The sequence below is a fragment of the Allopontixanthobacter confluentis genome, assembly GCF_009827615.1.
GTDB lineage: Bacteria > Pseudomonadota > Alphaproteobacteria > Sphingomonadales > Sphingomonadaceae > Allopontixanthobacter > Allopontixanthobacter confluentis.
Genome location: NZ_WTYU01000001.1, coordinates 1,251,913 through 1,264,521, shown reverse-complemented (window position 1 = coordinate 1,264,521; position 12,609 = coordinate 1,251,913). Strand labels below are relative to the sequence as shown.

The window sequence follows — 12,609 nt, the reverse complement described above, 5'->3', positions numbered from 1 at the left end:
CAAGAAATTTCAACTTTTCGTGAACCACATCTTTCGTGAGTCGTTGGGGCTGCAAGAGGCTGCATTCCAACCTTTTCAGCCACCCCATTCAGGCTGTAGCGAACACGAAAGAAAGTGATTTTATGAATATGTTGAAGGCTAATCTCGTCTTGGTTTCAGGCATGGCCCTGGCACTGGCTGGCTGCGGCGAGAACGAAGCCGCTGAACCTGTTGCTGCCCCGGCCGACCAGGTCGCTGCGGCACCACAGGAATTTGACCCCGCAAGCCGTGAATTCACGCTGTCGGATGATGCGCAAAAGCGCCGCGAAGGATTTGATTCTTCCGCTTTCACAACTGAATATGACGGCTATCGCGCTGCTGCCGCTGCGCCCGAAACTGGCGATGCTGCTGCCCAGACTGAAAAGGTGAATACACAAGGCCTGCCGGAACGTGGCGAAATGAACTGGGAATATTTGGACCGCAATGCTGACGGCAAGCTGTCGGTTGCGGAATATGCAATCTGGGCCGTGCCGCTCAACCCTGATGCGCCCAAGGCGAATGACGAAACAAAGCCATATGTGAATGCGGAACAGGCCAACAAGGCTGCCGATTCGTTCTTTTATTATGATCTGAATGGCGACACCTATCTGTCGCAGCGCGAATTTACTTCGGCCCGCCGCGGCGAAGATTTCGGATAAATCATCCATCGCAACCGATTATGAAAGGGCGGCGGGGCAACCTGCCGCCTTTTCTTTTTGCGCCCCTGCGGTAGGGCGTGCTGATGGACAATCTGACCCACAGCCTGGTTGGCGCCCTGATCGGCCAGGCCGGGCTGAAGCGAAAAACCGGTCTTGCGATGCCGGCGCTCATCATTGGGGCCAATATCCCTGATGTGGATGCCGCGTGCCTTTTCTGGCTCGACGGGGTGCAGCATCTCGCATTCCGGCGCGGCATCACACATGGGCCGATCGCGTGGCTGGTCTTGCCGCTGGTCTTGGCGGCAGTGCTATACGCCTTTGACGCATGGCAGGCGAAGCGGGGGAAGCGGCCAGCCGCACGGCGCCCCGTCAGCTTCAAATGGCTGCTAATCCTGAGTTTCATCGGCTGCCTCACCCATCCGGCGTTCGACTGGCTCAATTCATATGGCATCCGTTTTCTGGAGCCTTTCAGCCAGCGATGGTTTTACGGCGATATCCTGTTCATCATCGACGTGTGGCTGTGGGCCATGATGGGCACTGCAACGTGGCTGTCGTTCAGGCGCGAGAAGCGCGGGGGTAACTGGCGCCGCCCGGCACGCGTCGCCATTGCTGCGTCATGCGCGTATATTGGCCTGAACGCCGCCATCACCGCGTCTGCAGCGGAGCTAGAATTGCTGGATGGTGATTACGAACAGACCATAGCCAATCCCGTGCCTGTCAAATTCTGGCAGCGTGACCTCGTCTTCCTGCGCGGCGATCAAGTGCCCTATATCGCCACCTGGCGGTCAAGAGGCGACGTGGTGATGCACGGCGCGATTACTGACAGATTTGTGCCATCATGCGATATGCAAAGGCAGTGGAAATCCACGCCCGATCTCGACGCGTTTCTGTTCTGGTCTCGCGCACCGTTTGCGGAAAGCGGCACCGATGGCGCAATTCACCTGCGCGATGCCCGTTTTTACGATCCGCTCGCCAGGGGCCAGTTTTCCGTCACTGTGGCTGATGCGCAGTGCGTCCCTTTTCGGTAATCACGTCCAGTTTTTCCGCAGCGTGGCTTTCAGCGGCAGCCTTGGCGGGCTGGAAGAACAGGGCTGATGCCAGAAACGCCCAGCCAGCGCCGCCCAGCCAACCGGCAATCACGTCGCTGGGAAAATGAACCCCCAGCCATACGCGGCTGGTAGCGATCAGCATCGACAGGGCGATGGCAACCCCCACGATGGTATATCTGACAGAATGGCGCGCGCTCATGGTGGCAAAGGCCAGCGCAATGGCGATGTAGATCATGGCCGAATTGAAGCTGTGGCCGCTGGGAAAGCTCATCCCGCCAGCTTCGGTAAGATGCGGCACTATTTCGGGCCGGGCGCGCCCGACCCACAGCTTCATCTGCACTTCCACAAGGGTGCCGGTCATGGCCGTAATGGCCAGCAAAAACGCCTCGCGCCGCAATTTCAGGAACAGCAGAGCCGTGATTGCGGCAAGCACCATCATGGTCATGATCAGCGTACCGCCCAATGCGGTCATATCGCGCAGCGCCTCCAGCACCATGGGGCTGCCGATCGGCGTAAGGTCGCCCGCATTGCGCCAGAACAACAAGCCGGTGTGATCGAGCGCAGTCGTGCGATTATGGTGGACCAGCCATGCCATCATGGCAAAGCCCGTCCAGCAAATTCCCGTCACCACAACAGCCTTCACCGGATTGATCCGCCACCCTCGCCTGGGCAAGGCCAGAGTTTCGGCGGGAAGTACGTCCTGGTCGGTAATGCGCTGTTCCATGCAAGTGGAACAGCTTGTCGGCAGGGGCGTTCCCCACCAAAGGGGAAATAATGGAAACGCCGCAAATCGTCTGGCTGCGCAGGGATCTGCGCCTGTCTGATCATCCCGCTTTTTTCGCCGCGGCCGAAGCGGGGCCGGTTGTGCCGGTATATGTGCTGGACGACAATGCTGCGGGCGAACATGCCTATGGCGGTGCATCACGCTGGTGGCTGCATCACAGCCTCCAGTCTCTTGCCAGCCAGCTTGGCGCGCACCATTCTCGCATTATTCTGCGGCGCGGCGATGCGGTCGAACAATTGGCTGACATTTCTCGCGAACTGGGCGGGACGCCGGTGCATGCGTTACGCCATTACGAACCATGGTGGCGCAAGGCCCAGGGCGCATTGGCCCAGCAGGTGGATCTGGTGCTGCATGATGGGAACTATCTGCTGCCGGCAGGTGCGGTCACCACAGGGTCAGGTTCGCCCTACAAGATTTACACGCCGTTTTCCAAAGCCGTGATGGAACAGATGCCGCCGCGCGATGCGCTGCCGGAACCTGAACATATCAGCCATCCGCATTCCTGGCCCAAGAGCGATGATCTCGCAGATTGGGGCCTGCTGCCCACCACGCCTGATTGGGCAGGCGGCCTGCAGGATTTCTGGCAAGTGGGCGAAGCTGCCGCGCAGGACCGGCTGGCAGAATTTGAGGACGACGTTGCCGCCTATGATGAGGCGCGCAACATGCCTTCGATTGACGGATCGTCGCAGCTATCGCCCCACCTTCATTTTGGCGAGATTTCACCGGCGCAGATATGGCACGCATTGAAAGGGCGGCGCGGGGCGGGGTGGAACACCTATGCCAAGGAACTGATCTGGCGCGATTATGCCCAGAATGTCATTTGCCAGTTTCCCGCCTATGCCACACAGTCCTACCGTGATGGATATGGCGACAGATTGTGGCGCAACCCCAATAGCGATCAGCAGGCAGCACAGGATTTACACGCATGGCAGCGCGGCCAGACGGGTTACCCCATCGTCGATGCCGGGATGCGCCAATTGTGGCAAACCGGCTGGATGCACAACCGGGTGCGGATGATCACGGCCAGCTTCCTCGTCAAACATCTGCTGATCGACTGGACCCAGGGCGAAAAATGGTTCTGGGATACTCTGGTGGATGCCGATTACGGCAGCAATGGCGTCAATTGGCAGTGGACCGCCGGGACGGGGGTGGATTCCAATATGTTCGTGCGGATCATGGCGCCGCTCAGTCAGTCGGAAAAGTTCGGCGCTGCGCGCTATATCAGGGAATTTGTGCCGGAACTGGCGCATCTTGGTGATGACGATATTCATGATCCGCCTGCCGGAATGCGCCCCGCGGATTACCCCGACAAAATCATCGGTCACAAGGAAGCGCGCGAACGGGCGCTGGCAGCATATCGGGAAATGAAGGACGGCTGATCTTGCCCCTTGCGGCGACTGGCGGCATAGGGCCATCATGACGACAGCGGGTGATAGTAGAGGCGGGGAACTTCTGGCCGGCGGCGCACGGTTCGAACGTGAACCGGGGCTTCTTGCACGGCTGATTGCGCCGGGTTTTCACAAGGTTCTGGATAAGGTTGATGAGGGGCTGGAGCAGGGGTCTATCATAGGCCGCCTGCCCGATGGGACCACGCGGGTTCTGGGGCGGCGAAACCCCGGGTTTGAAGTGGAAGTCACCCTGCATGACTGGCGCGGCCTGATGCGCCTGGCCACCAATGGTTCGGTCGGCTGGTATCAGGCATGGGAAGCGGGCGAATGGGAAAGCCCCGATCCGGTGTCCGTGTTTGCGCTTTTCAGTGTCAACGGCACTGCGCTGGGTGACACTGGCCGGGCCAAGGGGCCGTTCCGGTGGTTTGCGCGGCTGGCGCATTGGTCCAACCGCAACACCCATTCGGGCGCTGAACGCAATATTCACGCCCATTATGATCTGGGCAATGATTTCTATGCCCAGTGGCTGGACCCCAGCATGAGTTATTCTTCGGCCATGTTCGGCCCTGGCGATAATCTTGAACAGGCACAGCACCGCAAGTGGGACCGGCTGGCGCAGCGTCTGGGCAGCCCTGAAACCATCCTGGAAATTGGCTGTGGCTGGGGATCGCTGGCCGATTATCTTGCGGGCAGAGGGGCCAAGGTCACTGGCATAAGCCTGTCGGAAGAACAGCTGGCATGGGCGCGGGAACGGCACGACAAAACCATCGATTTTCGCAAGCAGGATTACCGCGATGTCGATGAAAAATTTGCGGCGATTGTCAGCGTGGAAATGGTCGAGGCCGTGGGGCGCGAATATTGGCCATCCTACTTTGACTGTATTGCCGGCAGCCTGCAATCAGGTGGCCGCGCGGCCATCCAGTATATCTCCATGGAAGAACCCTTGTTTGAAGCCTATGCCGCGAGCGCGGATTTCATCCAGGCGTATATTTTCCCCGGCGGGCTGCTGATCAAGACCAGCGAATTTCAGAAACTGGCGAAAGAACGCGGTTTGCGCTGGGAAGACCAGCAGGATTTCGGGATGGATTATGCCCGCACATTGCAGATCTGGCGCGAAAATTTCGACGCTGCTCTGGCGCAGGGGCGCTTGCCGGAAGGGTTTGACGAGAAATTTGCGCGACTTTGGCGATTTTATCTGATGTATTGCGAAGGCGGGTTCCGTGGTGGCAGCATCGATGTGCATCAGGTGACCTTGATAAAAGAATAGACACCCGCCGGGAGAGCGAATTCATGATCACGAAATTTTCCGCCGCATTTGCCGGCTCTCTGCTGGCAGGCTGCGCGCTGCTCGCCGGATGCGCGGCACCTGTTGGTGGCCAGATGGCTTCATCGGTCAACTCTGGCCCCACAGCCGCTGCTGCTGCTGCGCCTGTTGTCAGCATGCGCATGCCCACAACCCAGCGCGCGCCGGAAGACCTGAACGTGCTGTTCTGGAATGATGCACAGCGAAGCGACCGGTTCCGCGAAATGGAAGGCTGGTTTCCAGGCTATGAAGTGCCCGCCGCAGCAAATGTGCGAAAATTTGCCGAAGGCGCGCCATTTGACCGCCCTTTGCGCGCCCGCATTGCTGATTTTATCGCCAACACGAATTCTGCCGGCGTGATCGTAATCGAGGATGGCAAATTACGAAACCAGACGTTCGGGCTTGGCTTTGATGCCAGCCAACGGTGGACCAGTTTTTCCGTGGCCAAATCGTTCACCTCAACCTTGCTGGGGGCCGCGATCAAGGATGGTTACATCACCAGCCTGCAGGATTCCGTGGCCCGCTACATCCCTGAAATGAAGGGGACGGCTTATGAAAATGTCACGGTGGAACAGCTTGCAACCATGACATCGGGCATTGCGTGGAACGAAGATTATACCGACCCCGGAAGCGATGTGGCGCAGATGGGCGCGATCATGGCTTCGCCGGGGGAAGATGCCATCGTCAACCAGTTGAAAACATTGCCGCGTGAAGCGCCGGCTGGCCAGAAATTTGTCTATAAGACAGGCGAAACCAATCTTCTGGGCGTGCTGGTCGAGCGGGCCAGCGGCAAGAGCCTTGCTGAATATGCCAAGAGCAGAATTGTCGATCCCGCAGGGTTTGAGGCACCGATGTTCTGGATGGTCGAACCATCAGGCAGGAATATCGGCGGCTGCTGCCTTTCGCTTCGCCTGGCAGATTATGCCCGCATGGGGCAATTCGTGCTGGATGGCGGCAATGGTGTGGTTCCCGAAGGCTGGTTCGCGGCTGCATCTGCGCCGCAAGTCAAATTTGGCAATACCGGCTTTGGTTATGGTTACCAATGGTGGACCTATCCCGGCGGCAATTTTGGCGCGCAGGGCATTTTTGGCCAGGCGATTACCATCGTTCCTGAGCGTAAGCTGGTGGTTGCCGCTGTGGGCAACTGGTCCACTGCGACCAGCAAGGAAAACCGCGCCAAATGGCAGGAACTGGTGGAAGCCATCGCGGCTGCTGACTGACTTTGGTCAGCAGCCCCGGCCCTGAGAAATACGCGGGGATATACAGCGCTAAAAAACAGCGCCGCAAACAACCCTGTCAGCAGACGCTGCGATAAACCCCATTGCCCAGATAGCGCGACACGATGTTGTCATGGACGATGGGGCTCAGCAATTCGGCAAAGGCGCAGCCGACAATGCTGTTTTCCCACCAGATGACTTCGGCCTGCAGCGATTCAAGGCCCGGCAGCGTTACCCAGCACAATTGCCCCTGATGCATCCGGTTGATGGCTGCTGCAGAAAAGCCGGAAATGGACAGATCATGCACCACGGTCTGGAACGAGCGCCCGCCAGAAGCGCGCAACTGGCCTGGAATCGTGAGCTTTGTCCGCACTCCGCAGCGGTCTTCCTGCGCGGCGATTTCGTAGCGTTCTTGCGTGTCGATTACCATCGCGGGCCCCTTGTCTGTATCAAGGCCTTTCGGGAATGTTTCCCGTCAGGCTTTTTACACTCTGACCGGTCCTGCTTTATGGTTCGTTGCGCGATATGATTAAGGAAATTTTACCAAATGCCTCAGTCGACCCGCATACGGTGCATGGTGGAAAAATCCTGCTGCAACAATTCGGCGATCTTTTGGCCGACGACTTGCGCTTCCTTGACCGTCTGGGGGTCTTCACCGGGATAGGCCTTGGCGCGCATGGTGGTGCGGGTTGCGCCGGGATCGACAATCGCCACTTTCACGCCGCCGATTTTTTCGACTTCCTGCGCGTAACTGTCGAGCAGGGATTCAAACGCAGCCTTGGTCGCGCCATAAGCGGCCCAGAAAGCGCGCGGTTTTGCGCCCACGCTGCTGGTGATGCCGATCACCCGGCCATGGCCGCTGCGCTTCAGCAGCGCGTCAAATGCGGCCAGCAAAACCTGTGTCGCCAGAATATTGGTCGTGATGGCCTGATTGAACTGTTTGGGTTCAATCTGGGTCACCGGGGTCAGGGTCGGCAGATAGGCTGCGGAAATGACCAGAATATCCAGCCTGTCCCACCGCCCTGCAATGGCCGATGCCAGACGGGCGATAGAATCGCTTTCGGTAAGATCCATCGGCGCAATGGTGGACTGGCCGCCCGCTGCGTGAATTTCATCCTCAATGCCTTCGAGCGCCTTTACATCGCGCCCGGTCAGGATGACATGCGCGCCATCGCGGGCCAGCTGAATGGCAGTCGCAGCGCCAATTCCGCGGCTGGAACCTGTCACCAGCGCCACCCGCCCGTCGAGCGGTTTGTTGTTCACATCTGAAGCAGTCATCAAGCGACCTTGTCGAAGGAGAGTTGGGCGTCCTTGCCTTCACGCCGCGCAAGATCGGTTAGTGAAGTGGGATAATCGCCGGTAAAACAGGCGTCGCAGAATTGCGGGCAGCTTTTCTTGCGTTCTTCCATGCCGACAGCGCGATACAGGCCGTCGATGGACACAAATGCAAGGCTGTCAGCCTGAATGAATTCGCGCATCGGTTCCAGTTCCATCCGGGCGGCCAGCAGTTTTGACCGTTCCGGCGTGTCCACACCGTAAAAACAGCTGTGCGCGGTGGGCGGGCTGGCCACGCGGAAATGCACTTCTGCCGCACCTGCTTCGCGCATCATTTCGACGATTTTCAGGCTGGTGGTGCCGCGCACGATGGAATCGTCAATGAGCACGATGCGCTTGCCTTCCACCAGGGCGCGGTTGGCGTTGTGCTTGCGCTTCACACTGGAATTGCGCGCGCCATCGGATGGCTGGATGAAAGTGCGGCCCACATAATGGGACCGGATGATGCCCAGTTCGAACGGCACGCCAGATTGCTGGGAATAGCCGATGGCCGCAGGCACGCCGCTGTCGGGCACGGGAATGACCAGATCGACATCAGCCGGGCTTTCCAGCGCCAGCTGCGCGCCAATGGCCTTGCGCACCGAATAGACAGATTTGCCGCCGAAGATGGAATCGGGCCGGCTGAAATAGACATGTTCGAAAATGCACGGCCGGGCCGCTTGTTTGCCAAACGGATGTAGTGACTGGATGCTGCCATCAAAATCGACCCGAATAAGCTCGCCCGGTTCAACTTCGCGGATCAGTTGTGCGCCGATCACGTCGAAGGCCACGCTTTCGCTCGCAAAAACGACCGAATCGCCCATTTTGCCCATCACCAGCGGGCGGATACCCAGCGGGTCGCGGCAGGCAATCATCCCTTCCGGCGTCATCACGATCAGCGAATAGGCCCCTTCGACCATCCGCAGAGCATCGACCAGCCGGTCAATCATGGTGGGATAACGGCTGGTGGCCACCAGATGGATGATCACTTCAGTATCAGAAGTGGACTGAAAAATGGCGCCGCGGCCGACCAGTTCATGCCGCAGCGTGCCCGCGTTCGAAATATTGCCATTATGCGCCACGGCGAACCCGCCCGAAGCGAGATCGGCATAAAGCGGCTGCACATTGCGCAGGCCCGAACCGCCAGTGGTGGAATAGCGCACATGGCCCGCAGCCATGAAGCCGGGCAATTCTGCAATCGCTTCGCTGGAGGAGAAGTTTTCCGCCACATGGCCGGTGCCGCGGCGGGAATAGAATTCCGTCCCGTCAAAGCTGGTAATGCCGGCAGCTTCCTGCCCGCGGTGCTGCAGGGCGTGAAGGCCCAGCGCGGTTACAGCGGTGGCATCAGCGGCATTGATGGCGCCAAATACGCCGCACTCTTCGCGCAGCTTGTCGCCATGTTCGTCATGAAACGGGTCGGTGAAGTTCATGTTCTCTGGTCGCCTGCGGCTGTCCGGATGTGGCCCGTTCAATGGCGATGTTGCAGGCATATTACAACCCGCTGTCGGGCAAGAACGGGTCATATACGGCCGATTGTGCGGTGGATTTCATTGCAGCGAGGCGAAAGCCTGCCTAAACGGCGTGAAATAATCCGCAATTGCCCCATCATCAATGCAAGGCCACACCCTTGATCCTCACTCCTTTTGAATGGACCATCGCCAAACGGTACATGATGCCTGGCCGCGGCGAGGCATTTATTGCGCTGGTCGCCGGCATCAGTCTGGTCGCCGTGATGCTCGGCGTTGCCGCGCTGATTATCGTGATGAGCGTGATGAACGGGTTTCGCGCAGAATTGCTTGACAAGATCGTTGGACTGAACGGCCATGCGATCGTGCAGGCCTATGGCGGCAGGCTCGATAATTGGGAAGAAGTGCTGCAGGATGTTCGCAAGACACCCGGCGTGGTCAGTGCATCGCCGCTGATCGAACAGCCGCTGCTGGCCAGTTTCAATGGCCGGGTCGAGGCGATTCTGGTGCGCGGCAACACGCAGGCTGATATCGCGCAGCTGGGCAAGAAGATGGTCGCGGGCAATATGTCGGAATTGAAATCGGGCGCAGGCAAGGTTGCGATTGGCGCACGGCTGGCGGAAAACATTGGCGCGCGGGTGGGCGATACCATCACTGTGATTAACCCCGCGGGCCGGTCCACGCCCTTTGGCACCGTGCCGCGTCAGGTAGGCTATGAAGTGGCGGCGCTGTTTGAAATCGGCGTGTTTGATTATGATCAGGCATTTGTGGTCATGCCGATTGCAGACGCGCAGACCTTGCTTCTGACTGGCGACAGCATCGGCATGATCGAGGTGACAACGGAGGATGCCGACAGGGTTGGCGAAATCCTTGAACCTGTAAAACAGAAGCTGGCAGGGCGGGCAGTGGTCTCCGACTGGAAAACCATCAATGCGTCCCTGTTTGAAGCGCTGGCGGTGGAACGGGTGGCGATGTTCGTCGTGCTGTCCATCATCGTGCTGGTGGCGGTGTTCAACATCTTGAGTTCGCTGATCATGCTGGTGCGCGCCAAGACGCGTGACATTGCCATCATGCGCACGATGGGGGCAACGCGGCGCAGCCTGCTCAAGATCTTCGTCACGACAGGCTTTGTGGTGGGCGCGCTGGGCACGGTTGCAGGGCTGGCGCTCGGTTTCACCTTCCTGTTTTTCCGGCAATCCATCGTTCATGCCATCCAGTTTGTGACCGGCATCGAATTGTGGGACCCGTCCATCCGCTTCCTGTCAGAACTGCCATCGCGCACTGATCCGGCAGAAGTCGTGACCATCAGCCTGATGGCGCTGGTGCTGAGCTTCCTTGCCACTTTGTATCCCGCACTGAAGGCGGCAAGCACCGATCCGGTGCAGGTGCTGCGTTATGAATGAAGGTTCGATGGTTTCGCCAATCGTAAAGCTTACCGGTCTCACTCGCTCGTTCGAACAGGGCGGGGTGCGGATAGACGTCCTGCGCGGGATCGACCTTGCCATCAGGCCGGGCGAGATCGTGGCGCTGGTCGGGCCATCGGGTTCCGGTAAATCGACCTTGCTGCAGGCTGTGGGTTTGCTGGAAGGCGGTTTTGGCGGATCCATCGAAATCGCCGGTACAGATGCCACCAGGCTGGGGTCGGACGGGCGGACTACGCTGCGCCGTGACCATCTTGGCTTCGTCTATCAGTTCCATCACCTGCTGCCGGATTTCAACGCCCGCGAAAATGTCGTTCTGCCGCAACTGGTGGCTGGTAAAAGCCGTGCCGAGGCGGATGAACGCGCAAGCGAACTGCTGGACGCGCTTGGCCTTGGCGCTCGTAAGGAACATCGGCCCAGCCAGCTTTCCGGCGGCGAACAGCAGCGGGTCGCCGTGGCGCGTGCATTGGCCAACCGCCCCGAACTGGTGCTGGCAGACGAACCCACCGGCAATCTTGACGAGAAAACATCGGACAAGGTGCTGGAACAGTTTTTGCACCTGGTCCGCGAAGAAGGCAGCGCGGCGATTGTGGCCACCCATAACGAACGGCTGGCGGCGCGCATGGACCGCATCTTCCGTCTGCACGAAGGTAAACTGGAATAACCGGACCCAAGAATGGTGTCATGCGTTGGCGGGGTGAAGGAGAATTTTCATGACCGACCATCCATCCACCTTTCACGCCCATCCGCAGAACATTGGTGAAATTGACTGGGACGACCGGGCTTCGCTGCACCGTAAGGATGACGGACACGGTATTTTCGACAGCGCCAAGGGTCTGCGCCGCGGCACGCTGGCAGAACTGGTCAGCCATGTCATGGCGTTGAATGAAGAAGACCGCGCCCAATACGTGATCCAGAAAGCTGGCGATCATCGGCTGGAACTGGCAGAAATCGCCGCGCTGGCCGCGCATGATGATTTTCCGGGTGTCTGACCAATAGGCGGGTTAGCGCGGACAAGCGGGTTTTATCGGGGTGGGCAGAATTGCCGGTTCAGAAAGCTGGACGACCCGCACCGACCTGCTCTACCCCCAAAGCTGAGGAGAACCCGCACATGACCACCATCGCAGATTTTACCGCGCAATTGCCTGACGGGACCGAAATTGACCTCGCCGATATGCAGGGCAAAGTGTTGCTGGTGGTCAACACGGCCAGCAAATGCGGGTTTACCCCCCAATATGAAGGGCTGGAAGAACTGCATCGCAGCTATGCTGACAAGGGTTTCGAGGTGCTTGGTTTCCCCTGCAATCAATTCGGCGCGCAGGAACCGGGCAACGCCGAAGAAATCGCCACTTTCTGCAAGCTCAAATACGATGTGACATTTCCGCTGATGAAGAAAGTGGATGTCAATGGCGAGGGCGCCAGCCCCTTGTTCGACTGGATGAAGAAGGAAGCGCCCGGATTGATGGGCAGCAAGGCGATCAAATGGAATTTCACCAAATTCCTGATCGACCGCCAGGGCAATGTCGTGCGCCGCTATGCGCCGACTGACAGGCCGCAGGCAATCGCCAAAGATATTGAAAAACTGCTGTAGAATTGCGGCCATATTTTGCTGTGATGTATATTTGAGAACTGGATTTTGATGATTGATGCAATGCAGGTCTGGTTTCTGTCACTGGGCGCGGAATATGGTGTAAACCCGTGGATATTTGGCGGAATATACGTGGGCGCCATTCCGTTTTTCTTTCTCTCCATCGGCTGGCTGGTGCGCCGTGCGCGGGCTGGCCAATCCACCGTCCTGCCCACTTTGCTGGCAGGGTTTTTCTTCGTTTCGGCCTATCTCTATCTCGCGGTTGCAGGGCGCAACATCCCGCTGTGGGTATGGATATTCCTCGCCGTGCTGGTGATTTATGGTGCCTGGTCTTCCATCAGGGATACGCGGCGCAAAATTGCTGCTGCAAAGGCTGAAATGGCCGATTAACTGTTGATAGGG

14 protein-coding genes are annotated in these 12,609 nt (G+C 58.6%); 10 read left to right on the top strand and 4 right to left on the bottom strand.

Going from position 1 to position 12,609, the window contains the following annotated elements; genetic code table 11:
- Nucleotides 1-122: 122 nt before the first annotated feature.
- Together GRI44_RS05955 and GRI44_RS05950 are read left to right on the top strand one after the other, a co-directional pair.
- Nucleotides 123-677 (top strand): CREC-EF hand family protein, encoded by a 555-nt coding sequence (locus GRI44_RS05955; protein WP_160600470.1) that lies wholly within the window; start codon nucleotides 123-125, stop codon nucleotides 675-677.
- An 83-nt stretch (nucleotides 678-760) separates the two neighbouring features.
- Nucleotides 761-1,705, top strand: a complete 945-nt coding sequence (locus GRI44_RS05950; RefSeq protein ID WP_160600469.1) for a metal-dependent hydrolase — start codon at nucleotides 761-763, stop codon at nucleotides 1,703-1,705.
- On the opposite strand, the gene GRI44_RS05945 is transcribed toward GRI44_RS05950, so the two are convergent.
- Complete coding sequence (locus tag GRI44_RS05945) at nucleotides 1,668-2,450, bottom strand: phosphatase PAP2 family protein (RefSeq protein ID WP_160600468.1); 783 nt, start codon at nucleotides 2,448-2,450, stop codon at nucleotides 1,668-1,670. The genes GRI44_RS05950 and GRI44_RS05945 overlap by 38 nt on opposite strands.
- Before the next feature lie 50 nt (nucleotides 2,451-2,500).
- Between GRI44_RS05945 and GRI44_RS05940 the strand changes: the two genes are divergently transcribed.
- Genes GRI44_RS05940 through GRI44_RS05930 form a run of 3 tightly spaced genes read left to right on the top strand, consistent with a single transcriptional unit; the run spans nucleotide 2,501 to nucleotide 6,421 of the window.
- A complete protein-coding gene (locus tag GRI44_RS05940) occupies nucleotides 2,501-3,889 on the top strand; it encodes a cryptochrome/photolyase family protein (protein ID WP_160600467.1) in 1,389 nt (462 codons plus the stop codon).
- A gap of 37 nt (nucleotides 3,890-3,926) precedes the next feature.
- Nucleotides 3,927-5,165 carry an SAM-dependent methyltransferase gene (locus GRI44_RS05935; protein ID WP_160600466.1) on the top strand — a complete coding sequence of 413 codons (1,239 nt, stop codon included), beginning with the start codon at nucleotides 3,927-3,929 and terminating at the stop codon, nucleotides 5,163-5,165.
- Between the two features lie 23 nt (nucleotides 5,166-5,188).
- Entirely contained in the window at nucleotides 5,189-6,421 is a 1,233-nt protein-coding gene (locus tag GRI44_RS05930; RefSeq protein WP_232842982.1) for a serine hydrolase domain-containing protein, read from the top strand.
- Between the two features lie 76 nt (nucleotides 6,422-6,497).
- Here the strand turns inward: GRI44_RS05930 and GRI44_RS05925 are convergent, their stop codons facing one another.
- The 3 genes from GRI44_RS05925 to purF form a co-directional block, all read right to left on the bottom strand.
- Nucleotides 6,498-6,848, bottom strand: coding sequence for a PilZ domain-containing protein (locus GRI44_RS05925; protein ID WP_160600465.1), 351 nt, complete (start codon nucleotides 6,846-6,848; stop codon nucleotides 6,498-6,500).
- A 122-nt stretch (nucleotides 6,849-6,970) separates the two neighbouring features.
- Nucleotides 6,971-7,696 carry an SDR family NAD(P)-dependent oxidoreductase gene (locus GRI44_RS05920; RefSeq protein WP_160600464.1) on the bottom strand — a complete coding sequence of 242 codons (726 nt, stop codon included), beginning with the start codon at nucleotides 7,694-7,696 and terminating at the stop codon, nucleotides 6,971-6,973.
- A complete protein-coding gene (gene purF, locus GRI44_RS05915) occupies nucleotides 7,696-9,162 on the bottom strand; it encodes an amidophosphoribosyltransferase (RefSeq protein WP_160600463.1) in 1,467 nt (488 codons plus the stop codon). Before purF ends, GRI44_RS05920 begins: the two co-directional genes overlap by 1 nt.
- Before the next feature lie 197 nt (nucleotides 9,163-9,359).
- Between purF and GRI44_RS05910 the strand changes: the two genes are divergently transcribed.
- From GRI44_RS05910 to GRI44_RS05890, 5 genes are all read left to right on the top strand, one after another.
- The gene (locus GRI44_RS05910; protein ID WP_160600462.1) at nucleotides 9,360-10,601 is read left to right on the top strand and encodes a lipoprotein-releasing ABC transporter permease subunit; all 1,242 of its coding nucleotides are present in this window, start codon (nucleotides 9,360-9,362) and stop codon (nucleotides 10,599-10,601) included.
- Nucleotides 10,594-11,283, top strand: a complete 690-nt coding sequence (locus tag GRI44_RS05905) for an ABC transporter ATP-binding protein (RefSeq protein WP_232842981.1) — start codon at nucleotides 10,594-10,596, stop codon at nucleotides 11,281-11,283. Before GRI44_RS05910 ends, GRI44_RS05905 begins: the two co-directional genes overlap by 8 nt.
- 49 nt (nucleotides 11,284-11,332) lie before the next feature.
- The gene (locus GRI44_RS05900) at nucleotides 11,333-11,611 is read left to right on the top strand and encodes a hypothetical protein (protein ID WP_202386147.1); all 279 of its coding nucleotides are present in this window, start codon (nucleotides 11,333-11,335) and stop codon (nucleotides 11,609-11,611) included.
- A gap of 119 nt (nucleotides 11,612-11,730) precedes the next feature.
- Nucleotides 11,731-12,210: a glutathione peroxidase gene (locus tag GRI44_RS05895; RefSeq protein ID WP_160600461.1), complete on the top strand. Its 480-nt coding sequence runs from the start codon at nucleotides 11,731-11,733 to the stop codon at nucleotides 12,208-12,210.
- A 48-nt stretch (nucleotides 12,211-12,258) separates the two neighbouring features.
- Nucleotides 12,259-12,597, top strand: coding sequence for a hypothetical protein (locus GRI44_RS05890; protein WP_160600460.1), 339 nt, complete (start codon nucleotides 12,259-12,261; stop codon nucleotides 12,595-12,597).
- Nucleotides 12,598-12,609 lie beyond the last annotated feature (12 nt).

Coding starts and splice junctions, on each gene's coding strand:
- GRI44_RS05950 (WP_160600469.1), top strand. CDS start 761: ATGGACAATCTGACCCACAGCCTGGTTGGCGCCCTGATCGGCCAGGCC.
- GRI44_RS05955 (WP_160600470.1), top strand. CDS start 123: ATGAATATGTTGAAGGCTAATCTCGTCTTGGTTTCAGGCATGGCCCTG.
- GRI44_RS05905 (WP_232842981.1), top strand. CDS start 10,594: ATGAATGAAGGTTCGATGGTTTCGCCAATCGTAAAGCTTACCGGTCTC.
- purF (WP_160600463.1), bottom strand. CDS start 9,162: ATGAACTTCACCGACCCGTTTCATGACGAACATGGCGACAAGCTGCGC.
- GRI44_RS05925 (WP_160600465.1), bottom strand. CDS start 6,848: ATGGTAATCGACACGCAAGAACGCTACGAAATCGCCGCGCAGGAAGAC.
- GRI44_RS05930 (WP_232842982.1), top strand. CDS start 5,189: ATGATCACGAAATTTTCCGCCGCATTTGCCGGCTCTCTGCTGGCAGGC.
- GRI44_RS05935 (WP_160600466.1), top strand. CDS start 3,927: ATGACGACAGCGGGTGATAGTAGAGGCGGGGAACTTCTGGCCGGCGGC.
- GRI44_RS05890 (WP_160600460.1), top strand. CDS start 12,259: ATGATTGATGCAATGCAGGTCTGGTTTCTGTCACTGGGCGCGGAATAT.
- GRI44_RS05895 (WP_160600461.1), top strand. CDS start 11,731: ATGACCACCATCGCAGATTTTACCGCGCAATTGCCTGACGGGACCGAA.
- GRI44_RS05945 (WP_160600468.1), bottom strand. CDS start 2,450: ATGGAACAGCGCATTACCGACCAGGACGTACTTCCCGCCGAAACTCTG.
- GRI44_RS05940 (WP_160600467.1), top strand. CDS start 2,501: ATGGAAACGCCGCAAATCGTCTGGCTGCGCAGGGATCTGCGCCTGTCT.
- GRI44_RS05920 (WP_160600464.1), bottom strand. CDS start 7,696: ATGACTGCTTCAGATGTGAACAACAAACCGCTCGACGGGCGGGTGGCG.
- GRI44_RS05900 (WP_202386147.1), top strand. CDS start 11,333: ATGACCGACCATCCATCCACCTTTCACGCCCATCCGCAGAACATTGGT.